The organism is Pseudoalteromonas sp. MB41, assembly GCF_020966275.1.
Lineage (GTDB): Bacteria > Pseudomonadota > Gammaproteobacteria > Enterobacterales > Alteromonadaceae > Pseudoalteromonas > Pseudoalteromonas lipolytica.
This window is the reverse complement of record NZ_JAJJZF010000027.1, coordinates 1-24862: the sequence shown is the minus strand read 5'-3', so window position 1 is coordinate 24862 and position 24862 is coordinate 1. Positions and strand designations below refer to the sequence as shown.

Below are 24862 nucleotides of genomic sequence, written 5' to 3'. Positions count from 1 at the left end.
AGCTGTTATGGAATCGCAACGCACGTTTTTATTAATCGGCTTGATGCTTGTGTCGTTTTTATTATTCCAAGAGTGGAATAACGACTACAATGCACCAAAAGCTGATCCAAGTGCCACAACACAAACACTAGGCGCAACAACATCAGAGTCAGATGACTTTATTCCAGCATCATCTGACGGTGAAGTTCCTGTTGCTACAACAGCAAAGCGCTCAGTTATTGATGTAACAACTGATGTCTTCACTGTAAAAATTGACACCCGCGGTGGTGACATTATTGAAGCAGACTTACTTCAATACGAAGAGACAAAAGGCAGTGATACACCTTTTATGCTACTTGGTGAGTTTGACGGTAATCAATACTTCTCACAAAGTGGCTTAATTGGTTTAAACGGCCCAGATGCAACTGTTGCTGGTCGCCCTGTTTATAAAACCACACAAAAATCGTTCACCTTAAATGGCGATGAGCTTCGTGTACCACTCGAGTTTACCGACAGCAAAGGTGTGACATTTACCAAAACTTATATCTTCAAGAAAGGCGACTACGCTGTAGATTTAGAGTACACGGTAAATAACGTAACAGCGGATCCGATTCAAGTGCAGCTTTACACGCAAGTGAAGCGTACAGTACAAGATAAAGGTAGCTTAGTTGATCAAAACTACTTAGGGGCTGCATACGGTACTGAAGAAGAGCCTTACGAAAAATACAGCTTCTCTGATATGGCCGACAAAAACCTAAATGTTACGACGGCTGGTGGTTATATTGCGTTTATTCAACACTACTTTGTAAGTGCATGGGTTCCACAGCAAGACCAACAAAATACGCTATACAGCAAATTAGTGGCTGGTAATGCTGCCATCATTGGTACTAAAGGTGAAGCTGTTAACGTACAAGCTGGCACACAAACAACCCTGGCTTCGACTTACTATATGGGCCCGAAAGAGTCTGATGTACTTGAAGCAATTCACCCAGACTTAGACCTTACGGTTGATTACGGCTGGTTATGGTTCATCTCGCAACCATTATTCGTGCTACTTAAATGGTTGCACAGTATCCTAGGTAACTGGGGTCTAGCTATCATCGCTATTACTGTCATTGTTAAATCTGCAATGTACCCACTGACAAAAGCACAATACACGTCAATGGCGAAAATGCGCGCATTACAACCTAAAATGGCCGCACTAAAAGAGAAATTTGGCGATGATCGTCAAAAATTCGGTCAAGCTATGATGGAAATGTACCGCAAAGAGAAAGTAAACCCGATGGGTGGCTGCTTACCGCTTTTACTACAAATGCCAATCTTCTTAGCACTATTCTACGTATTCTTAGAATCAACAGAATTGCGCCATGCTGAGTTTGTATTATGGTTAACTGACTTATCAGCGAAAGACCCATACTACGTATTACCAATTTTATTTGGTGCAAGTATGTTCATCACACAAAAGCTGCAACCGATGACGGTTCAAGATCCAATGCAGCAAAAAATGATGACGTTTATGCCGGTAATCTTCTCTGTATTCTTCTTATGGTTCCCATCTGGCCTTGTACTTTACTGGTTAGTATCGAACCTTATCTCTATCGCGCAGATGCTTATCATCTACCGTGGAATGGAGAAAAAAGGCATTAAAGTAAGAGGCTAAAACCCTTACGCACAAAAAAGGCGACTTAGGTCGCCTTTTTTAATGCCCAGTTATTTTTAACCGAGTACAGGTGCATAAAGCTGCTTTGGCACGCTACGTTCACTAACGCTAACGCTTGTTATTACCACAGAGCCTATAACCAAGCCTATGGCTATATAACCTGATACACCTAACCAGCTAGAAACGGTTGCTTTGCGTTTAACTCTCAGCCAGCTCATGTAAATTCCAACACCACTAACACCGCTCATCAAGCTACCAAAAATAGCCCAAATAAACTTTGTGCCTAGACCTGCAAAGTTTCCAAAATGCAGTGGATCAGCGGTGTCTTTTATACGTGGAACAAACGGCAAGTCTTGCCCTTTTTGAATGCCTAACACGGCCCCTGTGCTTGCATTTATATAGACGCGATTAGCGCGTAGGCGTAGTAAAATATCGTTATTATAGCCACGAACTTCGATAGGCTGTGCTGCTTTTTGTCCGTAACCAATATAACGAATATCTAAACTAGGAAAAGCCTGTTGTGCTGCTTCGTATGCGGCCGTTAAAGATATTGGCATCATATTACTTGTCGACGCGCTTTGTTTTAGCGCAATAACCTTTGTAGGTTCTGCAACATAATGATCTACTTTGGCTGTTTGCAATCCATGCTCTATCAGATACCAAAGACCCGTTACCGCCATAACAGCAATAAACCACGTACTCCAAAGTCCTACAAGCTTATGCCAGTCTGCCCAACCATTGCGTTTATGCAATAAAAGTGGGGCTGGCTTTTTAAGAAAGCCTTGCCACCAGCGTCGGTAAACAAAAAAGCTCGAGACCAGTAATATAAGTACTAAGATACTTAAGCTTGTCACAATCAACTTACCAGTCCAGCCCATGGATAAATTCATATGCCAGTTACGTAAAAACCGCGATATTCGTGCCCACTCTCCTTCTCCTAATACTTCTCCTGAGGCAGCATCAAGATAAACAAACCGAAATGTATCATTAATTTTTAGCGCAACTTCTGTGGCTAAATAATCTTGCTTATGACGATGGATATACAGTACTTGTGCATTGGGATAATGCTTATTAAGACTGGATTCTATCGCGGGATAGTTAGTCATGGGTGAAGAGCTTAAAGCACGATATTTACTTCCAGTCAGGTACTCTATCTCGTGACTAAGGGTTGCTAACGTACCGGACACACAAATAACAAAAAGCAGGACCCCAACAACGAGTCCTGCCCACGAATGTAAGTTAAACCACTGCTTAGCGCTCACACGCCACCATTAAAAGCTGTATTTAGCACTTAAATAAACACGGCGTGGCTCACCGGGAAAATGCCCCGTACGTTCAATAAAGCCACTGCTTGCATATTCTTTATCAAACACATTTTTAACTGATAGCTGCCATTGCCAGTTATTTAAGGTCGTTTGCCATGCCATATTGTAGATAGTGTAAGGTTGAACACGTTGTCCGCCCAAGCTAAGCTGCTCATCAACATAGTCTAAACCTGCAGAAATAGATGACGATACGCGAGGTAGTTCATAGCGTGTCCAAATACCCAGGGTATTTTGCGGCGCATTGGCAAACTTATCACTGTTAGGAATTTGATTACGTATGCTGTCATTGGCTTTAGTGATACGGGTATCATTATAGGCATAACTTGCTGTCACAACCCAACGCTCGGTAATATCACCAACCACTTCGAGTTCAAACCCTTTACTTTGCACTTCGCCGACGGCCACTAAATCATCAACCCCATCGCCTGCAACATCACCCAACAAACTGGGTTGCAGAATATTTTTGCGCACAATGTCATAAGCGGCCATATTTACAGCTAAGCTATCATCAACAAGCTTCGTTCTTAAGCCCACCTCATTTATACGACTTGTTTCAGGAGCAAAAGGTCCGCCCTTGGCTGTTTCTTGATCGCTGGCACTTTGTGGTACAAAACCAGTACCATATAAGGCGTAAGGAAAGAAAGTATCATTAATATTGTAACTGGTGCCGACACGATAAGTGACATCGCTATCAGAAAACTCGGTCTGATTTAACTCATCTTTGTCTTCAAAGCGATCGTATCTTAACCCCGCGGTTATGCTCCAGTTGGCAGTGACATCAAGTTGGTCTTGCACATAAGCACCAAAGCGTGTGCTATGAGTACTGCCAAGTCTGGGTGTAATAGCATTGAGATCATAATCATCGCGAGACGTTAAACCATACTCGGGATCTTGAAGGTCAAGCCCAGGGACAGGCCCTCCTTTACTTTGTTGCGTAGCTGTGCGGTAAACACTTTCGAAATCATGCTCATACCAATCACTACCAAATAAGACTTGGTGTTGCATATTAACAAATATAAACTCAGCTACCGCATTAGCGGTTAAGCTAAACCCTGTATTTTCACGAAGTTGATCACGAAATTCGCGGTGACTCCAATCAACAATGCCATCGCCATTGGTATCCACAAGCCCTCTCGGCTCATGGTAATTTTGCACTTCTTTATTATCAAAATAACGTGCTGTAATATCCGTACGCCATACATCATTAATGTCGTGTTTTAAAATAGCTTGATAAACATGCGCCTCAACATTTTGGAAATCAGTCGCTTCATTATGATTCCAGCTAATATCCGTAATAAAATGCCCATTATCATCAGCAGGCACCCCACGAAGGCGTGCTCCTCCTAATTCTTGCTCTATATACGTATATTGCGTTGTAAGCTCTGTTGCGCTGCTTATCAGCCAAGTATAACCAAGATCAACAATCGTATTATCACTGCTGGTATTAGCGCGAAATGGCTTTTCTGAATCACGATACAAACCAACACGATAAGCATGATTATCTAATGAGTCACTCAAGGGCCCTGTACTTTCTAATGCGCCACTAATAAAGTCATCATTACCAAGCTCAACTTCAATACTGTGCTTTTCAGTAAAGGTTGGCTTCTTGGTTACATAATTAATAATACCACCTGGATTACCGCTACCGTATATAGCACCCGCAGGCCCTTTTAACACCGCAACTTGTTCAATATTAAATAATTGTGGAACAGCAAAGCCGTTGAATGGATCGCCTTTGACACCATCATATAAAATTTCATCTTGGCGAAAACCACGAAATGTTACACCTGAATAACTAAAACCATTTACACCGGCAATATTACTGTATAAATCGGTAATCTGTCGGGCAGCCTGATCGTTAATCAGCTCCTGTGGCAAAATTTGAATAGACTGTGGGATCTTTTCAATCGGCGTATTAGTGCGGGTCCCGAAGCTTGACTCGGTTGGTCGATATAAAGAAAAAGCACGCCCTATTACATCGATTTTTTCGATTTCATTTTGATCTGACGTTTGTTGATTCTCAGCAACTGAAAAACCAGAAAAACTCGCGAGAACAGCTAATAATAAAGGAGAATAGCGCATATATTTTTAAATTATAAAGTAAGATGCAAATACCTTAATGAATATAATTATCATTTGCAATTAGTGTTTATTATTTATTAATGTTGAATAAAGTAAAACTAATAGCAACGACTAAGTTGGTATTTTTATACACCGCTATTCGCATGAAATTAAGCCATAGGTTACAATACAAACCAGCATCATTTTCAATATTGGCAATACTAAAAGCATGATTAATCAAGATACAATTGCAGCGCAAGCGACCGCACCCGGACGAGGTGGCGTTGGTATTATTCGCGTTTCTGGCAGCTTAGCCAAAACGGTAGCAGAGCATATTATTGGTCGCTGTCCTAAAACACGTTACGCAGACTATGTGCCTTTTAAGAGCTTAGACGGCGCACAGCTAGATCAAGGTATTGCCCTTTTCTTCCAAGGACCAAATTCTTTTACCGGTGAAGATGTACTTGAACTACAAGGACATGGCGGTCCTGTTGTACTCGATATGCTATTAAAAGAAATTAGCCATATTGAAGGTGTACGGTTAGCAAAACCAGGGGAATTCTCAGAACGTGCATTCATGAATGACAAGCTTGATTTAACACAAGCCGAAGCAATTGCCGACCTCATTAACGCAACCAGTGAGCAAGCTGCAAAAAGCGCCCTGCAATCTCTTCAAGGTGAGTTCTCAAAACACATAGAGATGCTGGTGGAAAAAGTCATTCATTTACGTATGTATGTTGAAGCAGCCATAGATTTTCCAGATGAAGAAATCGATTTTCTGACAGATGGAAAAGTAGCAAATGATCTCGATGCCATCATTCAACAACTTGATAATGTCACGCAACAAGCAAAGCAAGGGACGATAATGCGCGAAGGTATGCGTGTAGTCATTGCAGGTCGACCGAATGCGGGTAAATCTAGTTTATTAAATGCGTTAGCGGGTCGTGATGCAGCCATTGTTACCGACATAGCCGGCACCACACGAGACGTACTGCGAGAACATATTCATATAGATGGTATGCCGCTTCACATTATCGACACAGCCGGCCTTCGAGAAAGTCCAGACAAGGTAGAGCAAATTGGTATTGAACGCGCCTGGGAAGAAATTAATCAAGCCGATCGCGTGTTATTTATGTTAGACGGCACCGACACCGACGCCACAGATCCACATGCTATCTGGCCAGAGTTTATGTCTAAGTTACCACAAGGGATGGGCGTCACGGTGATCCGAAATAAAGCCGATATTTCGGGTGAAAATGTCGGTATGGATGAACATGATCAATACCCTGTCATTCGATTAAGCGCCAAAAATGCTGAAGGTATAGAGTTAGTTCGTACTCACTTAAAAGCATGTATCGGTTTCCAAGGCGCAACCGAAGGTGGCTTTATGGCCCGTCGTCGTCATCTCGATGCACTACACCATGCAGCGCATCATCTGCATACAGGTAAAGAGCAACTTGAACAGCATATTGCCGGTGAAATATTAGCTGAAGAGTTACGCTTAACTCAGCAGTTCCTAAATGAAATTACGGGTGAATTCACGTCTGATGATTTACTCGGCAAAATATTTAGCTCGTTCTGTATCGGTAAATAAACGTCGGTCATCATTATTAGAAAAGAGTCGCAAGACTCTTTTTTTGTTCATAAACTGCACTTTCATTAACAGGTTCAGTGCCGAATACAGCCAGCAATAAATCTTATACTCATTAATCTATTGATGTCATTTATAGGAGGACATCATGGATAAATATCACATTTTTCATCAATTACATCAGCAACAAACAGGCTTTGTATTACCTAATGCATGGGATCTAAGCTCAGCGCAATTTATTCAAGCCTCAGGAGCAAAAGCCCTTGCAACAACAAGTTGGGGAATTGCCGCAAGTTATGGCTTACAAGATGGTGAGAAGATCCCATTTAGTTACCTACTATCGCTGGTCAAAACACTCATCAATCACCTCACTATCCCTTTATCTGTAGACATTGAGTCAGGCTATAGTAACGACGCACAGGTCATTAGCCAGCATGTACTTAGCTTAGCCAAGTTAGGAGTTGTAGGTATAAATATAGAAGACTCTGACAAAGTAACATCACAGTTAAGATCGCTTGATCAACAGTGCACTATTATAGAGAAAATAAAGCAAACTCTGGATGAAAATGGCTTCGAAAAGCTCTTTATTAATGCCAGAACCGACACATATTTAATAGAAAAAAATCCCTATGAGCTGACATTAGCACGAGTAAAAGCCTATGAAAATGCAGGAGCAGATGGTGTGTTTGTACCTGGACTTTGCAAAATTGAACAGATAAAAATGCTGGTTAACGCACTTAATATTCCAATAAATGTGATGGCAATGGCAGATTTTAACTGCCCAAAAATAGCATTTGCTGCTGGGGTTAAACGATTTTCTTTGGGGAATTCTCTATATGATCTTGTTGGTGAAACGCTAAAAAAACACTTAACACAGCTTGGAAATAACGAGCCACCAGCCATAAAGCTGATCTAAAATACAATTTAGATCGGCGATTGGTAAAAATGTTATCCACATTTGGCCTGTTTTTAGATCTAAACAGCTAAACGATCCCTATTTATCACTGTCATTTTTGTTATTCAGAGTAAATATGGCAGTTTTTTAGAGGTTTTTACCTTTAAAAACTAATTTTTTCGTTTTTTTCGATCGAATTTACCGATCGAAAAATACAATTCGATCGTTATCAACAAGCGATCTATCCACAAAACGATCTCATCAAATACCTCTCCCCGATCTGAGCGATTCTTTCAATTCAGATATTTAAAGATCAATCACTTAGCAAAGTTATGCACGTCGAGAAAATAGCCTTGATCAGAACTTTCCCCAAATTTACTAACAGCTTGATCAACGACTTTAAATTCGCGAAATAAATTAAAATTATTATAAATCATAAAGTTAAAACAAAATAAAATTTAAAGAGTGATTTTTGAGCATAAAAACTTATTCAGATCGTAATTCAACACTTTACTCACACTACAAGTTCGTTATTATGTGCCCACTTAACTCATTACACGATCAACGACATGCAATCAGTAAATATCATTGTGGGTAGTCAAATGGGATCTGCCGAATATGTTGCAGAGCAGCTCGCTGAAGCCCTTGAACAACAAGGGATTCAAGTAAAGCTTCATGAACAACCCGTTTTCAATGATATCGATAAACAAGACACTATCTGGCTATTATGTACATCGACTTATGGTGCCGGTGATTACCCTGAAAACTTACTTCCTTTTATAGAATCAGTTAACCAACAAATTGATTTAAAAGGATTAAAGTACAGTGTTATTGGTTTAGGTGACACCAGTTACGACACATATAACTATGCAGGCCGTCATATTGATGATTTATTTATAAGTAAAGGCGCAAGCCGCGTAGCAGAACGTTTAGAGCTAAATATATTAGATGAACAACTGCCAGAAGATACGGCCCTAGCCTGGCTACCCAGCTGGATCAAGTCTGTGGGTCTTTAAAGTATAGAGTGGCAAGATCTATTAAAAAAGTTACCCACAATTTACTGATAATTTAGATCAGATTGTGGATAAACACTGATTTACCTGCGTTTTTAACCTAGTTTATCCATTGGATAAGATCCATTCGATATTGCCCTGTGTATAAATAGGTCTTTTGATCAGAGCTTGTTAGCGGTTAGATCCGATCATATTAACACCTTTGGATCTGACTTAAGATCATGTTTTAAATATAGAACTAAACATTATCAACAGAAAACCGCTTCAGTAGTAGTAAGAGTAATAAAAGATCTCTTTAAAAGATCCTTTATATTATTAGAGATCACCCACTTAGATCTTGAGCACTGTTTAATCATTTATCTTCTCTAAATTTCTAGGTAGAATACGCTCCCTTTACAAAGTTTTGCTGGTCGATTAAGTAGGATCCATAAATGATTTTTCACGAAAGTTTTGATGTTATTGTTGTCGGTGGTGGACATGCAGGTACTGAAGCCGCATTAGCCTCTGCTCGCATGGGTATGAATACCCTATTGCTAACACATAATATGGATACCCTTGGTCAAATGTCATGCAATCCAGCTATTGGGGGCATTGGCAAAGGTCATTTGGTTAAAGAAATTGATGCACTCGGTGGTGCAATGGCACAAGCCATTGATAAAGGCGGTATTCAATTCCGTACTTTAAATTCATCAAAAGGCCCTGCGGTTAGAGCAACTCGTGCACAAGCTGATCGTGCTTTGTATAAAGCAGCTATTCAACATACTTTACAACACCAAGAAAACTTAAAGATCTTCCAGCAATCATGTGATGATCTTATTGTTGAAGGTGAACGTGTACTCGGTGTTGTTACCCAAATGGGACTTCGCTTCAGCGCCCCTACTGTTGTGCTTACAGTGGGCACTTTCTTAGGTGGCCAGATCCACATCGGTTTAGAAAACTTTAAAGGGGGTCGCGCAGGTGATCCACCATCAATTGCACTGGCACAACGTTTACGTGAATTACCTTTTAGAGTCGATCGTTTAAAAACGGGGACACCTCCACGTATTGATGCGCGTACTGTTGATTTCAGTAAAATGCAAGAACAGCCAGGTGATACACCAACACCCGTGTTTTCATTTATGGGCAAGCAATCGGATCATCCACAGCAGATCCCGTGTTATATCACTTATACGAATGAAAAAACGCATGACGTGATCCGTAATAACTTACATCGTTCACCTATGTATTCAGGTGTTATTGAAGGTATTGGCCCACGTTACTGCCCTTCTATTGAAGATAAGATTGTTCGTTTTGCTGATAAAGACAAACACCAAATTTTTGTTGAACCTGAAGGTTTAACATCATACGAATTATACCCAAATGGTATTTCTACCAGTTTACCGTTTGATGTTCAGCTTGAAATTGTGCAATCAATTACTGGCTTTGAGAATGCACATATTTGTCGTCCTGGTTACGCAATTGAATATGACTTCTTTGACCCTCGTGATTTGAAACAATCATTAGAAACTAAATTTATCAACGGGTTATTCTTTGCTGGCCAAATTAATGGCACCACGGGCTATGAAGAAGCGGGTGCTCAAGGGTTAATTGCTGGTATGAACGCCGCATTGCAAGTACAAGGTAAAGAGCCTTGGACTCCGCGTCGTGATGAAGCATACACAGGGGTATTAATTGACGATTTAGCGACGCTAGGTACAAAAGAACCTTACCGTATGTTTACCAGCCGTGCAGAATACCGATTATTACTTCGCGAAGATAATGCTGATATTCGTTTAACTGCAAAAGGCCGTGAATTAGGCTTGGTTGATGATGCTCGTTGGGCTGCATTTAATGAAAAAATGGAGATTATCGAGAAAGAATCGCAACGCCTAAAAGAAACGTGGATCCATAAGGATCATGTTGCGGTTGATCAAGTAAACGCATTATTAAAAACGCCACTGACACGTGAAGCGAGTTTAGAGGATCTGATCCGTCGCCCTGAAATTCGTTATAACGATTTAATGGCCATTGAAGGATTAGGATCTGAATTTAATAACCAAGCTGCGCTTGAGCAAGTTGAGATCCATACAAAATACGCAGGCTACATTGCTCGTCAGCAAGATGAGATCAATAAACAATTGCGTCATGAGCAAACTGTATTACCAAAAGACTTTGATTACTCAACGGTTTCTGGTTTATCAAATGAAGTTGTTGCTAAATTAACAGATAGTCGTCCAGACACAATTGGTCAAGCGTCACGTATTTCAGGTATCACCCCTGCTGCTATTTCGCTATTATTAGTGTATCTGAAAAAGCAAGGCTTACTACGTAAGACTGCGTAGTTGGTAAGGAATACAGTGTTACAACAACAATTAACGTCACTGTTAGCGCAAACTGATATTGCGCTAACAGAAAAACAACAGCAGCAACTCGTTCAGTATGTTGAATTATTAGACAAGTGGAATAAAGCGTACAATTTAACATCGGTGCGCTTACCTGAAGAGATGATGATTAAGCATATTATGGATAGCTTAGTGGTTGCGCCACACCTAAAAGGCAAACATTACATTGATGTTGGCACCGGTCCGGGTTTACCGGGTATCGTATTAGCCATTGCTTTACCTGACACACAATTTATTTTGTTAGATAGTTTAGGTAAGCGAGTACGCTTTTTGATGCAGGTAAAACACGCACTGGGTCTTGAAAATGTAACCCCAGTACAGTCTAGAGTTGAAGAATATCAACCAAGTGTTAAATTAGATGGTGTATTAAGTCGTGCATTCGCCTCTTTGCAAGATATGGTTGACTGGTGTTCGCACTTGATTGATCATTCGGGTAAATTTATCGCCTTAAAAGGTGTATTTCCGAGCGACGAACTTGACTCATTACCAGCGGGTATAAAGTTTGACGAAAAAATTAGCTTGGAAGTACCTGAGTTAGATGCGCAAAGGCATTTAATTATTCTATCTAAAGACTAGGGATCAGAGCACTGTGGCAAAAGTCATCGCATTAGCAAACCAAAAAGGGGGGGTTGGTAAAACAACCACCGCTGTAAATCTTGCGGCTTCTATGGCCGCGACAAAGCGTAAAGTGTTATTAATCGATCTTGACCCACAAGGGAACGCGACCATGGGCAGCGGTGTCGATAAATACGGTGACGTTGCAACTATTTATGACTTATTGATAGAAGAAACCCCAATCGAAGAAGTAATCAATAAAGAAACGTCAGGTGAATATCATTTAATTGCAGCTAATGGCGATGTCACAGCAGCTGAAGTTAAATTGATGGAATTATTTGCCCGTGAAGTGCGTTTACGTAATGCCCTTGAAAAAGTGCAAGACCAATACGACTTCATTTTTATTGACTGCCCACCTTCACTGAATATGCTAACGGTTAATGCGATGGCAGCAGCTGATTCTATTTTAGTGCCTATGCAATGTGAGTATTATGCCCTTGAAGGTTTAACTGCATTAATGGACACCATTACTCAGCTGTCGAAGTTGGTCAATCCGGCGTTAACAATTGAAGGTATTTTACGCACCATGTATGATCCGCGTAATCGCCTTGCAAATGACGTATCTGAACAATTAAAACAACATTTTGGCGATAAAGTTTATCGTACCGTTATCCCACGTAATGTCCGTTTAGCAGAAGCGCCGAGCTTTGGTGCCCCTGCCATGTATTATGACCGCGCATCAAGTGGTGCAAAAGCATACTTAGCCCTTGCCGGTGAAATGTTACGTAGAAAAGAGAAAACATCTTCAGCAGTAGCCTAACTTTGAGGTAAAAAAATAACATGTCTGCTAAAAAACGCGGTTTAGGCCGAGGACTCGACGCTTTATTAAGTTCATCAAAACCTGCCCCAAGTGCAGATAATCAGCAACAAAATGCAGTAACAACAGAGCCTGTATCAGATGCTGTGGCAGAGCAAAATAAAGGTGAACTGCAAAAATTAGCGATTGAGTTTTTACAGTCAGGTAAATATCAACCACGTAAAGACATGTCTGAAGAAGCATTGGAAGAGCTTGCAAGCTCGATTCGTGCGCAAGGCATAATTCAACCTATTGTTGTGCGCCCTATTGGTGCAAATAAATACGAAATTATTGCTGGTGAACGTCGTTGGCGTGCTGCTCAATTAGCTAAATTAGATAGCGTACCTTGTATTATCAAAGACGTACCTGATGAAGCGGCTGTTGCTATTGCACTTATTGAAAATATTCAACGCGAAGATTTAAATGCAATGGAAGAAGCCATTGCACTTAATCGTTTATTGAATGAGTTTGAGCTTACTCATCAGCAAGTGGCCGAAGCTGTTGGTAAATCTCGTACCACAGTGACTAATTTACTACGCCTAAATAATCTTAACGAAGATGTTAAAATACTGTTAGAGCATGGCGACATTGAAATGGGTCATGCACGTTGTTTGTTAGCACTTGAAGGTGAAGCGCAGTCAGATGCGGCGCGATTAGCTGTCGCAAAAGCGTTAACTGTGCGTGAAACTGAAAAGCTTGTTCGTTCAATTTTAGAACCAGCACCTCAAAAAGAAGTGCTCGAAAAAGATCCAGATGTCAAACAGTTAGAGCAAAAACTTGCCGAGAACTTAGGGGCTAAAGTAGAAATTAACTACAACAAAAAAGGCAAAGGCAAGCTGGTTATTTCGTACACAAGCTTTGATGAGTTAGATGGCATTTTAAGCCGTATAAATTAAGACTATTCCCGTCATTAATTAATAACATGTCCAAAAAGAGACATTTGTGGTGTTTTTGCGCTACAAAGGGTCGACTCAAGTTGCAAAACTGGTAGGAATCAGTATAATTTCGCCAGTTTTCATACCCTGACAATATGAACGTTCTTAAGGTTAATAAAACGTGACTAATAGGTTAGCAAAGCCATATAGGCTTGCCGCATTTAAATTAATTTGTCTTCAGGGTATCGTAGCGATAATCGCTGCAGTAATTGTTTTTGTAGGTTGGGGAGTCAATGCCGGCCAGTCAGCGCTTGCTGGCGGAGCTGTTGCACTACTCCCTAATTTTGTATTTGTCGTTTATGCATTCAGATATATGGGTGCAAGTCGGACAAATCAAGTGTATGCCTCGCTAAAGCGCGGCAACGGATTAAAATTTATGCTAACAATTGTGTTGTTTGCACTGATACTGAAGTCTTACACGGTCGTTTTATTACCGTTTTTTTGTGTGTATGTATTGGTGTTATTTAGCGGATTGTTCGCACCCGTTTTTTTTAATCATTAACTTTTGGGATATAACATGGCTGCAGAAGAAGTAACTCTATCAAGCCATATTCAGCACCACTTAACCAATGCTAAGATGTGCTCGACCGACGCTGGTCTAGCCTTCAATAAAGCTTGTGCGGACAGTGGCTTCTGGACATGGAACATAGATACCCTCGCATGGTCAATCGGTTTAGGTCTTGTATTTTTATGGATCTTCCGTAGTGCCGCTAAAAAAGCAAATACCGGTGTACCTGGTAAATTTCAATGCTTCATTGAAATGATCGTTGAATTCGTTGGCGACAACGTACGCGATACTTACCACGGCAAAAGTAGTTTAATTGCTCCATTAGCTCTAACGATTTTCGTTTGGGTGTTCTTAATGAACTTAATGGACTTGATCCCGGTTGATTTCCTACCTGCATTCGCTGGCTTCGTTGGTGAGCAAGCATTTGGTATGGACTCTCACGACGTATACATGAAAATTGTACCGACAACAGACATCAATATGACTGCTGCGTTAGCAATCGGTGTATTTATTCTGATGATCGGTTACGCAATTAAAATCAAAGGGATTGGCGGTTTCTTAGCGGAACTAACACTGCACCCATTTAGCTCTAAAAACAAGCTGATGATGGTGTTCTTAATCCCATGTAACTTATTACTAGAAACAATCGCTTTAGTTGCTAAGCCGTTCTCGTTAGCACTGCGTTTATTCGGTAACTTATATGCTGGTGAGTTGATTTTCATCTTGATCGGCGCTGTTGGTTTAATGCAACTACCGTTGCACTTTATTTGGGCCGCATTCCACATCTTAGTAATCGTGCTACAAGCATTCGTATTTATGATGCTTACAATCGTTTACCTAAGCATGGCAAGCTCAGATAATCACTAATTTTTACACTTTTAAAATTTAATTTTAATTTACAATTGAAACTTTGGAGAAAAAAATGGAACTAGTATTAGGTCTTAAGTATATCGCTGTTGCTCTACTTATCGGCTTCGGTGCAATCGGTACTGCTATCGGCTTCGGTAACATGGGTGGTAAATTCCTAGAAGCATGTGCGCGTCAACCAGAGCTTGCACCTTCACTACAAGTTAAGATGTTCATCCTTGCTGGTCTAATCGATGCCGTAGCTATGATCGGTGTTGGTATCGCAATGGTATTGTTGTTCGTACTTTAATATTATTTTTTGAACAGCTTACTATTTTAAGGAGGAGCGGTCGTGAACTTAACAGCCACTCTTATCGGTGAATTAATTGCATTTACGGTATTCGTACTTTTCTGTATGAAATACGTATGGCCACCACTAAATGGTGCAATTGAAGCTCGCCAGAAGAAAATCGAAGATGGTTTAGCTGCCTCTGATAGAGCCGAAAAAGACTTAGAACTTGCGCAAAAGAAAGCTGCTGAGCAGCTTAAAGAGGCAAAAGCTCAAGCGGCTGATATCATTGAACAAGCTAAAAAGCGTGCCACGCTTATCGTTGACGAAGAAACTGTTCGTGGTCAACAAGAGCGTGAAAAAATTATTGCTCAAGGGCACTCTGAAATCGAAGCAGAGCGTAACCGTGTAACAGAAGAGCTACGTAAGAAAGTAGCAACTCTGGCCGTGGTTGGTGCTGAGAAGATTCTAGAGCGCGAAATCAATCAAGCCGCACACAGTGACATCGTTGAAAAACTTGTCGCTGAGCTGTAATTAGGAGGGTATGAGCATGTCTGAATTGGCTACTATCGCTCGCCCATACGCTAAAGCGGCTTTTGAACTTGCTGTTGAAAAAGGCACTGTTGAAAGTTGGAACGACATGCTGTTCTTTGCTGGCCAAGTTGCCAGCAACGAGCAAGCCGCTGCTGCGCTAGCTGGATTGCCTACTGCTACTGAAAAAGCAGGTCTTTTTATTAAGATCTGTGCAGAGCAGCTCAACGAACAAGGCCAAAACCTAGTTAAGGTAATGGCTGAAAATGGTCGTTTAGTTGCACTGCCTGCTGTTGCAGAGCTATTCGCTGAATTAAAAGCGGATTACGATAAAGAAACCGACGTAGACGTGGTTTCTGCAACACCGCTTTCTGCTGAGCAGCAAGCAACATTGGTAGCGGCACTTGAAAAACGTTTCGCACGCAAAGTTAAGCTGAATTGTAGTGAAGACGCTACAGTTGTTGGCGGCCTTATTATTAAGGCGGGTGACACTGTAATTGACGGCTCAGTACGCGGCAAGTTAGCCCGCTTAGCTACATCACTACAATCGTAATTGGGAAAAAGAGCATGCAACTTAATTCCACTGAAATTTCAGATCTGATCAAACAACGTATTGAGCAGTTCGAAGTTGTAAGTGAAGCTCGTAACGAAGGTACTATCGTATCTGTTACTGACGGTATCATCCGCATCCACGGTCTAGCTGACTGTATGCAAGGTGAGATGGTTGAGCTTCCTGGCAACCGTTATGCTATCGCACTAAACCTTGAGCGTGACTCAGTAGGTGCAGTAGTTATGGGTCCATACGCAGACCTTAAAGAAGGCGTAAAAGTTAAATCAACTGGTCGTATTTTAGAAGTTCCTGTTGGTCGTGGTCTACTTGGTCGTGTTGTTAACACTCTAGGTGCCCCTATCGATGGTAAAGGCGCTTTAGATAACGACGGTTTTGAACCTGTTGAGAAAATCGCACCAGGCGTAATCGAGCGCCAATCAGTAGATGAGCCAGTTCAAACTGGTTATAAATCTATCGATGCGATGATCCCAGTTGGTCGTGGTCAGCGTGAGCTTGTAATCGGTGACCGCCAAACAGGTAAAACTGCGTTAGCTATCGATGCAATCATCAACCAAAAGAACACAGGCGTTAAGTGTGTGTACGTAGCGGTTGGTCAAAAAGCATCTACAATTGCTAACGTAGTACGTAAATTAGAAGAGCACGGTGCACTTGAAAACACAATTATTGTGGTTGCATCGGCTTCTGAATCTGCGGCACTTCAGTACCTAGCACCATTTGCTGGTTGTACTATGGGTGAATACTTCCGTGACCGTGGTGAAGACGCATTAATCGTATATGATGATTTATCTAAGCAAGCAGTTGCTTACCGTCAAATCTCATTGCTACTTAAGCGTCCACCAGGCCGTGAAGCATACCCAGGTGACGTATTCTACCTTCACTCTCGTCTTCTAGAGCGTGCATCACGTGTAAACGCTGATTACGTTGAGAAGTTCACTAATGGTGAAGTGAAAGGTAAAACAGGTTCACTGACGGCATTGCCAATCATTGAAACTCAAGGCGGCGACGTTTCTGCGTTCGTACCGACAAACGTTATCTCTATCACCGATGGTCAGATTTTCTTAGAAACTGACTTATTCAACTCAGGTATCCGTCCAGCTGTTAACGCTGGTATCTCGGTATCGCGTGTTGGTGGTGCAGCGCAAACTAAAATCGTTAAGAAACTAGGTGGTGGTATCCGTCTAGCGTTAGCTCAGTACCGTGAATTAGCTGCGTTCTCGCAGTTCGCGTCTGACCTTGACGATGCAACACGCTCTCAATTAGAGCATGGTGAGCGCGTAACAGAGCTAATGAAGCAGAAACAGTACGCACCAATGTCTGTTGCTGAAATGTCTCTGTCGCTATTCGCAGCTGAAAAAGGCTACCTAAAAGACATCGAAATCGCGAAAATCGGTGACTTTGAAGCGGGCTTAATTTCTTATGCAAACAGCACATACGCAGAGCTAATGGCTCAAATCAATGAAACTGGTAACTACAACGCTGAGATTGAAGCGCAACTTAAAGAACTTCTAGAGAAGTTCAAGTCGACGCAAACTTGGTAATTTAGTTATGAATGGTGAGCTTTAGGCAACTAAAGCCCACCTGATTCGGAGAGAGAGTCATGGCCAGCGGAAAAGAGATTAAAAGCAAGATCGGGAGTATCAAGAATACTCAAAAGATCACCAGCGCAATGGAAATGGTTGCTGCGTCTAAAATGAAAAAGGCGCAAGAACGTGTGGCATCAAGCCGTCCATACGCTGAAAACTTACGCAAAGTGATTGGTCGTGTTGCTCAAGCAAATCTTGATTTTACTCACCCTTTTTTAGAAGAGCGTGAAGTAAAACGAGTTGGTTATATTGTTATCTCTACTGACCGTGGTCTATGTGGTGGCTTGAACTCTAACGAGTTCAAAAAAGTTGCCCTAGACGTGAAAGCGTGGAAAGAAAAAGGCGTTGATGCTGAATTTACTACTTTAGGTAGCAAAGCAGCAGGCTTTTTCCAACGCTTCGGCGGTAAGTTAGTCGCTAAAAAGGCGAACTTAGGAGATACACCTTCATTACAAGACGTTATTGGTCCTGTAAAAACGATGCTAGATGCATACTCTGAAGGCAAAATTGACCGCTTATACGTCGTATTTAACAAGTTCGTTAATACGATGAAGCAAGAGCCAACAATCGATCAGTTACTCCCTTTGCCAAAAGCTGAAGAAGAAGTATCTCAACATTCTTGGGATTACTTATATGAGCCAAACCCAGAAGCTATTTTAGAAGCTCTGTTAGTACGCTTTATTGAGTCTCAAGTATACCAAGGTGTAGTTGAGAACGCTGCCTCTGAACAGGCTGCCCGTATGGTTGCAATGAAAGCTGCAACTGATAATGCTGGCGACCTTATGGATGAGTTACAGCTTGTTTATAACAAGGCTCGTCAAGCTGCAATCACACAAGAAATCAGTGAGATTGTTGGCGGCTCGGCAGCAGTTTAACGCTTCGGCAAAGTTTAATGAGAGGAATAGACATGAGTTTAGGTAAGGTCGTCCAAATTATCGGCGCCGTTGTGGATATCGAATTTCCACAAGACAACGTGCCAGCCGTATATGACGCACTAAAAGTAACAGATGGCGACTTAGCGGGTTTAACTTTAGAAGTTCAACAACAGCTAGGTGGCGGTGTGGTACGTGGTATCGCACTTGGTACTACTGACGGTTTACGTCGTGGTACATCAGTAGAAGGTACAGGTCAGCCAATCCACGTTCCAGTAGGTACGAAGACACTAGGTCGTATCATGGACGTACTTGGTAACCCTATTGATGAAGCTGGTCCAATTGGTGAAGAAGAGCGTATGTCTATTCACCGTGCAGCGCCTTCTTATGAAGAACAATCAAGTTCAGTTGAACTTTTAGAGACGGGTATCAAGGTAATCGACCTTGTATGTCCATTCGCTAAAGGTGGTAAAGTTGGTCTATTCGGTGGTGCCGGTGTAGGTAAAACCGTAAACATGATGGAACTTATCCGTAACATCGCAATCGAGCACAGCGGCTACTCAGTATTCGCAGGTGTTGGTGAGCGTACACGTGAGGGTAATGACTTCTACCATGAGATGAACGACTCAAACGTACTAGATAAAGTATCACTAGTATACGGTCAAATGAATGAGCCACCGGGTAACCGTTTACGCGTAGCGTTAACAGGTCTTACGATGGCAGAGAAGTTCCGTGACGAAGGTCGTGACGTACTTTTCTTCGTTGATAACATCTACCGTTATACACTAGCGGGTACAGAGGTATCAGCACTTCTAGGTCGTATGCCATCAGCGGTAGGTTACCAGCCTACACTTGCTGAAGAAATGGGTGTACTTCAAGAGCGTATCGCATCAACTAAGACGGGTTCAATCACATCAATCCAAGCGGTATACGTACCTGCGGATGACTTAACTGACCCATCTCCAGCAACAACGTTTGCTCACTTAGATGCAACAGTAGTACTTTCTCGTGATATCGCGTCACTTGGTATCTACCCTGCGGTAGACCCACTTGATTCATCTTCACGTCAACTTGACCCATTAGTAATTGGTCAAGAGCACTACGATACAGCGCGTGGCGTTCAAACAGTTCTTCAACGTTATAAAGAACTGAAAGACATCATCGCAATCCTAGGTATGGACGAGCTTTCTGACGAAGATAAGCAAGTTGTATCTCGTGCACGTAAAATCCAGCGTTTCTTATCTCAGCCGTTCTTCGTTGCTGAGGTATTTACAGGCGCGCCTGGTAAATACGTGTCACTTAAAGACACAATTGCTGGCTTCAAAGGTATCTTAAACGGTGAGTTTGATGATATGCCAGAGCAAGCGTTCTACATGGTTGGCTCTATTGAAGAAGCTCAAGAAAAAGCCAAAAGCATGTAATTAGGAGGGTAGTATGGCGGCTATGACTGTACATCTTGACGTAGTAAGCGCAGAAGAGAGCTTGTTCTCTGGTCTGGTTGAATCGATTCAAGTAAGTGGTAGTGAAGGTGACCTTGGTGTTAACTATGGCCACGCTCCATTATTAACTGCCCTAAAACCTGGTATGGTACGTTTAGTTAAGCAATTTGGTTACGAAGACGTGATGTATGTTGCTGGCGGTACGCTAGAAGTTCAACCTGATCGTATTACGATTCTTGCTGATACAGCAGTACGTGGTGAAGATCTGGACGAGCAAGCGGCTGAAAAAGCGAAACGTGATGCTGAAGAGCAAATGGCGAATACGTCAACTGCTGAGTTAGATTATCAACAAGCTGCAGTGCAACTTGCTGAAGCAATCGCTCAACTTCGCGTAATTCAACAATTACGCAAAAAGTAAGCCTACTCGGTTTTGTAAAAGCCCACTTAATGTGGGCTTTTTTGTGCCTGTAATTTACTCAACATTTATGTAATATCAATCCGCAATAATACTGAATCATTTTGAGTGATTAAGTATTATTATAGACCACTTAATTAAGCACAATGGTATAAGCAAACTCGTTTAAAGCGCCCTATTCTTCGTTTAGTACTTATATCCTTCATCAAAGCCCGTTACAATGTGGTGTATTAAATGTGAATAAGTATTTCATCTAAGGTTCAGTCCTCTTTATTAGGATTGAGTATTTGCACATGACGTGACTTACCTAACCAAGGTTGACTTACTTATTACACTCATTAACAGCTCAACTAAAACAAAGAAAGAAGGATATTGTTTTAATGTCTCTGACAACCGTTATTCTCGCTGCGGGTAAAGGTACTCGTATGCGTTCAGCACTTCCAAAGGTGCTTCATAAAGTGGCTGGAAAGCCGATGGTGCAACATGTAATTGATAATGCCACGGCCTTAGGCGCACGTGAGACCAACTTAGTTTATGGCCACGGTCGCGATCAATTACAAGCCGCCCTTTCTCATAATCAAGTAAATTGGGTGCTACAAGAAGAACAACTTGGTACTGGCCATGCTGTCGCGGTCGCTAAAGAGCATATCGCTGATGATGATACCGTGTTGATTTTATACGGTGATGTTCCCCTTACAAAACGTGCGACGTTAGAAAAGTTACTTGCTGTTACGCCTAAAAACGGACTTGCAGTATTAACAGTAACATTAGACGACCCATCTGGTTATGGGCGTATGCTGCGTGAAAATGGCAAATTAGTCGGTATTATTGAGCAAAAAGATGCGACCGCTGAGCAATTAGCGATTAAAGAAATCAACACTGGCATTATGGCTGCCAATGGTGAATTACTGAAACGTTGGTTAAGTAACCTATCGAATAACAATGCTCAAGGTGAATACTACCTAACAGATATTGTTGCCATGGCTCACAGTGAAGGCGTTGAAATCACCTCTGCACAACCTGAGCATCCAATGGAAGTTGAAGGCGCAAACAACCGTGTACAACTAGCGGCACTTGAGCGTGCTTATCAAGCATGGCAAGCCGAGGAGCTGATGTTAAACGGTGCCACCCTTGCCGACCCAGCACGCATTGATGTACGCGGTGAAGTAACAACGGGTGAAGATGTACTTATTGATGTTAATGTTATTTTTGAAGGTAAAGTAACACTGGGTAATAATGTACAAATAGGTCCTAATTGCGTACTTAAAGACTGCACCATTGGTGATAACGTTATTATTAAAGCCAATTCATTAGTCGAAGAAGCAACTGTTGCGACTAAATGTACTTTAGGTCCATTTGCACGACTGCGTCCTGGTGCCATTATGGAAGAAGATTCTCACATTGGTAATTTTGTCGAAATGAAAAAGACCCGCTTAGGTAAGGGCTCAAAAGCAAACCACCTTACTTATTTAGGTGATGCTGAAATCGGCGAAAAGGTAAATATTGGTGCGGGTACCATTACCTGTAACTACGACGGTGTAAATAAATCAAAAACCATCATCGGTGATAACGCCTTTATTGGTTCAAACTCATCGCTTGTCGCTCCTGTGAATATTGGTTCAACAGCAACAATTGGTGCGGGCTCTGTGATCACTAATACTGTTGAAGATGAACAACTGGCGGTAGCGCGTGGTAAACAGCGTAATCTCAGTGGTTGGAAGCGCCCTGTTAAAAAACAGTAAGCTGCATTATACCTAATTGAAAAAGGCGAGTTCACACTCGCTTTTTTTATGCCCGGATTTTGTCCACATAAAAATGCCATATTGTTGTCATGCCTGTGTGTTGTTATGTAGTAAATACAACACAAAGGAAAAATAATAATGTTAAAAAGATCAATGCTTGCTCTGTCACTGTTGTCTATTCTTACGGGTTGCTCATTAGAGGGAGATGATGGAAAAAATGGTTTACAAGGTGAGCAAGGTCCCGCAGGGCAAGATGGTGTTAATGGCACTAATGCACATTCAGCTTTAAATATTCATCTTATTGGCCGTGCAGTATTAAATGCACAAAGCCCAGAAGGTGCCGCAGAGATTGTGGCCTATCAAGCGGCTAAAAAAAGAATTTTTGCAATTAATAGTTCGGGTGATTCTGCTGTGGTTAATATCATTCCGGCTGATAGCTTTGACAGAGCTGCGCTCGTAAAGGATAACGAAGGCGTTGTAAACGGCACTAATTTGGCCTCTGCAATTACCGTGTCTCTTAATGAGCACAGTGCGGGTGATGCAAACAGTATCGCCATCGATGAAAATAACGAATTACTTGCTGTAGCTATGGCTGCAAAAACAACGGGTGATGCAGGGCTTATCGCATTTTATGATATTAGTGGCGACGAGCCTCAGTTTATTAAGAATGTATCTGTAGGCGCCCTGCCCGACATGGTTACCTTTAGCCATGATGGTAATAAAGTACTGGTTGCAAACGAAGGCGAACCGAATGGGGATTACAGTATTGATCCTGAAGGCTCAATTAGCATCATTAACATCAATGATGGCGTGATTGCTGACACTGCTATTAGCATCACCTTCGCAGCCTATAACGATAAACAAGCAGAGCTTGAAGAATTAGGGATTGTTTTTGCTAATCCGACAGGTCGTACAATCAACGGCAAGCTAATTAATACAACCGTAGCTATGGATTTAGAGCCTGAGTACATCAGCATCTCTAAAGACAATAAGTTTGCCTACGTTTCACTACAAGAAAATAATGCCCTGGCTATCGTTAATTTGGAAAATAATAGCTTAGAGCTAAAAGGGTTAGGCTTCAAAGACTGGTCTAATTTACTCATTGATGCATCAGATAAAGATGGAGGGGTGAACTTTAAATCATACCCAGGCTTATATGGTATGTATCAACCCGATACTATCGCTAGTTTCAGCTGGAAAGGTGCAAATTTCATCGTTACAGCTAACGAAGGCGATGCACGAGAATACTTCTTTGACACAGCCGACGAAGCTGATTGTATAGCAAAAGGTGGTCTTGACTATGATGAAGATGATGGCTGCTTATCTTATATAGATGAAACCAGAGCTAAAGACTTAACGCTGGCAAGCAATTTTGATTACCTGAACAACGACAACACTGATATTGGCCGCCTAAAAGTGACCACAGTTAAAGGTGATGAAGATAACGATGGTGAATACGAGTCACTCTATGCATACGGAGCCCGCTCATTTTCTATTTGGGATAGTAATGGCATGGTGGTTTTTGATTCTGGTGACCAAATTTCACGTATTACCGCATCAGTTCACGGCGAAGCATTTAACAATAATGAAGATGAAAATGCCGGTGATACCCGCTCAGATGACAAAGGGGCTGAACCAGAAGCATTAGCACTGGGTACTATTGGCGAGCGTACATTTGCATTTATTGGTTTAGAGCGTATGGGTGGCATTATGGTGTTTGATATAACAAATCCATACAATGTGACATTCCAAGATTACTTTTTTAACCGTGGCTTAGAAGCCAGTACAGAAATAACCGGTGATCTTGCCCCTGAGGGGATGGCATTTATACCTGCAGAACAAAGTGCAACGAATGAAGCATTACTTGTCGTAGGTAATGAAATCTCGGGCTCAATCGCTGTGTGGGAAATTTCCACTAAGTAATCCAACTAGTAAAATAAAAGCGATAGACTGATTTTAAAGTATATCGCTTTTTCATTTGCCCTTTAATGAACATAAAAGTGACTGATTTTTGAGCTGAAACACTCCTGCAGCCCTTTATTTGTATGGTTATTGTACAAAATTGAAATTAATTAAATAAAACTGAAATAAAGCGTTGACGGCCTCCAGATAATCCCTATAATGCGCATCCACTGACACGGCGGGCAGCAACGAAAGACGCTGAACAACGTAGCAGAGAGTTAAGTAAAACTTCGGTTTTAAGTCTTCGAAAGAAAGTTTAAAATTAAGTGTTGACTCGAAAAATTAAGGATGTATTATACGCATCCCTCGAGACGCGAAAGCAACTCGAAACGTTCTTTAACAATATAAAGCAATCATCTGTGTGGGCACTCGTGCAAATTGAGTTCTAACAGTCGAGCTACTTAGGTAGTAAGACAAACAAATTTAGAGTCTCAATGTTTTTTCCTTTAATGGAAAGTGAGTGACCAACGGAAATAAGTTTACTTATTTCAGCACAGTCAATTCAACATCGAAAGATGTTAAATAAATTCAGAATTCATTGAGCATGTCCGCTCCCTTAATGGGAAGGACAGAAAAAACTTTTAATTGAAGAGTTTGATCATGGCTCAGATTGAACGCTGGCGGCAGGCCTAACACATGCAAGTCGAGCGGTAACAGAGAGTAGCTTGCTACTCTGCTGACGAGCGGCGGACGGGTGAGTAATGCTTGGGAATGTACCTTATGGTGGGGGACAACAGTTGGAAACGACTGCTAATACCGCATAATGTCTTCGGACCAAAGCGGGGGACCTTCGGGCCTCGCGCCATAAGATCAGCCCAAGTGGGATTAGCTAGTTGGTGAGGTAATGGCTCAC

Annotated in this window: 21 protein-coding genes and 1 rRNA gene; 20 read left to right on the top strand and 2 right to left on the bottom strand. The window is 41.7% G+C overall.

Going from position 1 to position 24862, the window contains the following annotated elements; translation table 11 throughout:
• Window positions 1–7: 7 nt before the first annotated feature.
• Entirely contained in the window at window positions 8–1639 is a 1632-nt protein-coding gene (yidC, locus tag LPA49_RS18845; RefSeq protein ID WP_036973695.1) for a membrane protein insertase YidC, read from the top strand.
• A 56-nt stretch (window positions 1640–1695) separates the two neighbouring features.
• On the opposite strand, the gene LPA49_RS18840 is transcribed toward yidC, so the two are convergent.
• On the bottom strand, window positions 1696–2901 hold the full coding sequence (locus LPA49_RS18840) for a PepSY domain-containing protein (protein ID WP_036973697.1): 1206 nt from the start codon (window positions 2899–2901) through the stop codon (window positions 1696–1698).
• A gap of 9 nt (window positions 2902–2910) precedes the next feature.
• Window positions 2911–5046 carry a TonB-dependent siderophore receptor gene (locus LPA49_RS18835; RefSeq protein WP_074989746.1) on the bottom strand — a complete coding sequence of 712 codons (2136 nt, stop codon included), beginning with the start codon at window positions 5044–5046 and terminating at the stop codon, window positions 2911–2913.
• A 208-nt stretch (window positions 5047–5254) separates the two neighbouring features.
• Here LPA49_RS18835 and mnmE point away from each other — a divergent pair, with 208 nt between their 5' ends.
• The 19 genes from mnmE to LPA49_RS18740 all read left to right on the top strand — a co-directional run.
• Window positions 5255–6619, top strand: a complete 1365-nt coding sequence (gene mnmE, locus LPA49_RS18830; RefSeq protein ID WP_065978282.1) for a tRNA uridine-5-carboxymethylaminomethyl(34) synthesis GTPase MnmE — start codon at window positions 5255–5257, stop codon at window positions 6617–6619.
• A 145-nt stretch (window positions 6620–6764) separates the two neighbouring features.
• Entirely contained in the window at window positions 6765–7532 is a 768-nt protein-coding gene (locus tag LPA49_RS18825; RefSeq protein WP_180311260.1) for an isocitrate lyase/phosphoenolpyruvate mutase family protein, read from the top strand.
• A gap of 548 nt (window positions 7533–8080) precedes the next feature.
• A complete protein-coding gene (mioC, locus tag LPA49_RS18820) occupies window positions 8081–8527 on the top strand; it encodes an FMN-binding protein MioC (RefSeq protein ID WP_180311259.1) in 447 nt (148 codons plus the stop codon).
• A gap of 428 nt (window positions 8528–8955) precedes the next feature.
• Window positions 8956–10845 carry a tRNA uridine-5-carboxymethylaminomethyl(34) synthesis enzyme MnmG gene (mnmG, locus tag LPA49_RS18815; RefSeq protein WP_065978285.1) on the top strand — a complete coding sequence of 630 codons (1890 nt, stop codon included), beginning with the start codon at window positions 8956–8958 and terminating at the stop codon, window positions 10843–10845.
• A 15-nt stretch (window positions 10846–10860) separates the two neighbouring features.
• Window positions 10861–11481 (top strand): 16S rRNA (guanine(527)-N(7))-methyltransferase RsmG, encoded by a 621-nt coding sequence (gene rsmG, locus LPA49_RS18810; RefSeq protein ID WP_036973708.1) that lies wholly within the window; start codon window positions 10861–10863, stop codon window positions 11479–11481.
• Window positions 11482–11494: 13 nt separating this feature from the next.
• Window positions 11495–12280: a ParA family protein gene (locus tag LPA49_RS18805; RefSeq protein ID WP_036973709.1), complete on the top strand. Its 786-nt coding sequence runs from the start codon at window positions 11495–11497 to the stop codon at window positions 12278–12280.
• 20 nt (window positions 12281–12300) lie between these two features.
• Window positions 12301–13212 carry a ParB/RepB/Spo0J family partition protein gene (locus LPA49_RS18800; protein WP_036973710.1) on the top strand — a complete coding sequence of 304 codons (912 nt, stop codon included), beginning with the start codon at window positions 12301–12303 and terminating at the stop codon, window positions 13210–13212.
• Window positions 13213–13372: 160 nt separating this feature from the next.
• Entirely contained in the window at window positions 13373–13753 is a 381-nt protein-coding gene (locus LPA49_RS18795) for an ATP synthase subunit I (protein ID WP_036973711.1), read from the top strand.
• Between the two features lie 15 nt (window positions 13754–13768).
• On the top strand, window positions 13769–14626 hold the full coding sequence (atpB, locus tag LPA49_RS18790; protein ID WP_036973712.1) for a F0F1 ATP synthase subunit A: 858 nt from the start codon (window positions 13769–13771) through the stop codon (window positions 14624–14626).
• Window positions 14627–14681: 55 nt separating this feature from the next.
• The gene (gene atpE / locus LPA49_RS18785) at window positions 14682–14915 is read left to right on the top strand and encodes a F0F1 ATP synthase subunit C (RefSeq protein WP_004335261.1); all 234 of its coding nucleotides are present in this window, start codon (window positions 14682–14684) and stop codon (window positions 14913–14915) included.
• A 42-nt stretch (window positions 14916–14957) separates the two neighbouring features.
• Window positions 14958–15428, top strand: a complete 471-nt coding sequence (gene atpF / locus LPA49_RS18780) for a F0F1 ATP synthase subunit B (protein ID WP_036973713.1) — start codon at window positions 14958–14960, stop codon at window positions 15426–15428.
• 16 nt (window positions 15429–15444) lie between these two features.
• Complete coding sequence (gene atpH, locus LPA49_RS18775; protein WP_036973714.1) at window positions 15445–15978, top strand: F0F1 ATP synthase subunit delta; 534 nt, start codon at window positions 15445–15447, stop codon at window positions 15976–15978.
• 14 nt (window positions 15979–15992) lie between these two features.
• Entirely contained in the window at window positions 15993–17534 is a 1542-nt protein-coding gene (gene atpA / locus LPA49_RS18770; RefSeq protein WP_036973715.1) for a F0F1 ATP synthase subunit alpha, read from the top strand.
• A 59-nt stretch (window positions 17535–17593) separates the two neighbouring features.
• On the top strand, window positions 17594–18454 hold the full coding sequence (gene atpG / locus LPA49_RS18765; protein WP_036973716.1) for a F0F1 ATP synthase subunit gamma: 861 nt from the start codon (window positions 17594–17596) through the stop codon (window positions 18452–18454).
• A 32-nt stretch (window positions 18455–18486) separates the two neighbouring features.
• A complete protein-coding gene (gene atpD / locus LPA49_RS18760; protein WP_036973717.1) occupies window positions 18487–19872 on the top strand; it encodes a F0F1 ATP synthase subunit beta in 1386 nt (461 codons plus the stop codon).
• Between the two features lie 13 nt (window positions 19873–19885).
• Window positions 19886–20308, top strand: a complete 423-nt coding sequence (locus LPA49_RS18755) for a F0F1 ATP synthase subunit epsilon (protein WP_180311258.1) — start codon at window positions 19886–19888, stop codon at window positions 20306–20308.
• 377 nt (window positions 20309–20685) lie between these two features.
• Window positions 20686–22047, top strand: a complete 1362-nt coding sequence (glmU, locus tag LPA49_RS18750) for a bifunctional UDP-N-acetylglucosamine diphosphorylase/glucosamine-1-phosphate N-acetyltransferase GlmU (protein ID WP_065978286.1) — start codon at window positions 20686–20688, stop codon at window positions 22045–22047.
• Window positions 22048–22185: 138 nt separating this feature from the next.
• The gene (locus tag LPA49_RS18745; protein WP_180311257.1) at window positions 22186–23970 is read left to right on the top strand and encodes a choice-of-anchor I family protein; all 1785 of its coding nucleotides are present in this window, start codon (window positions 22186–22188) and stop codon (window positions 23968–23970) included.
• Between the two features lie 621 nt (window positions 23971–24591).
• Window positions 24592–24862 (top strand): 16S ribosomal RNA (locus tag LPA49_RS18740); the annotation flags it as partial.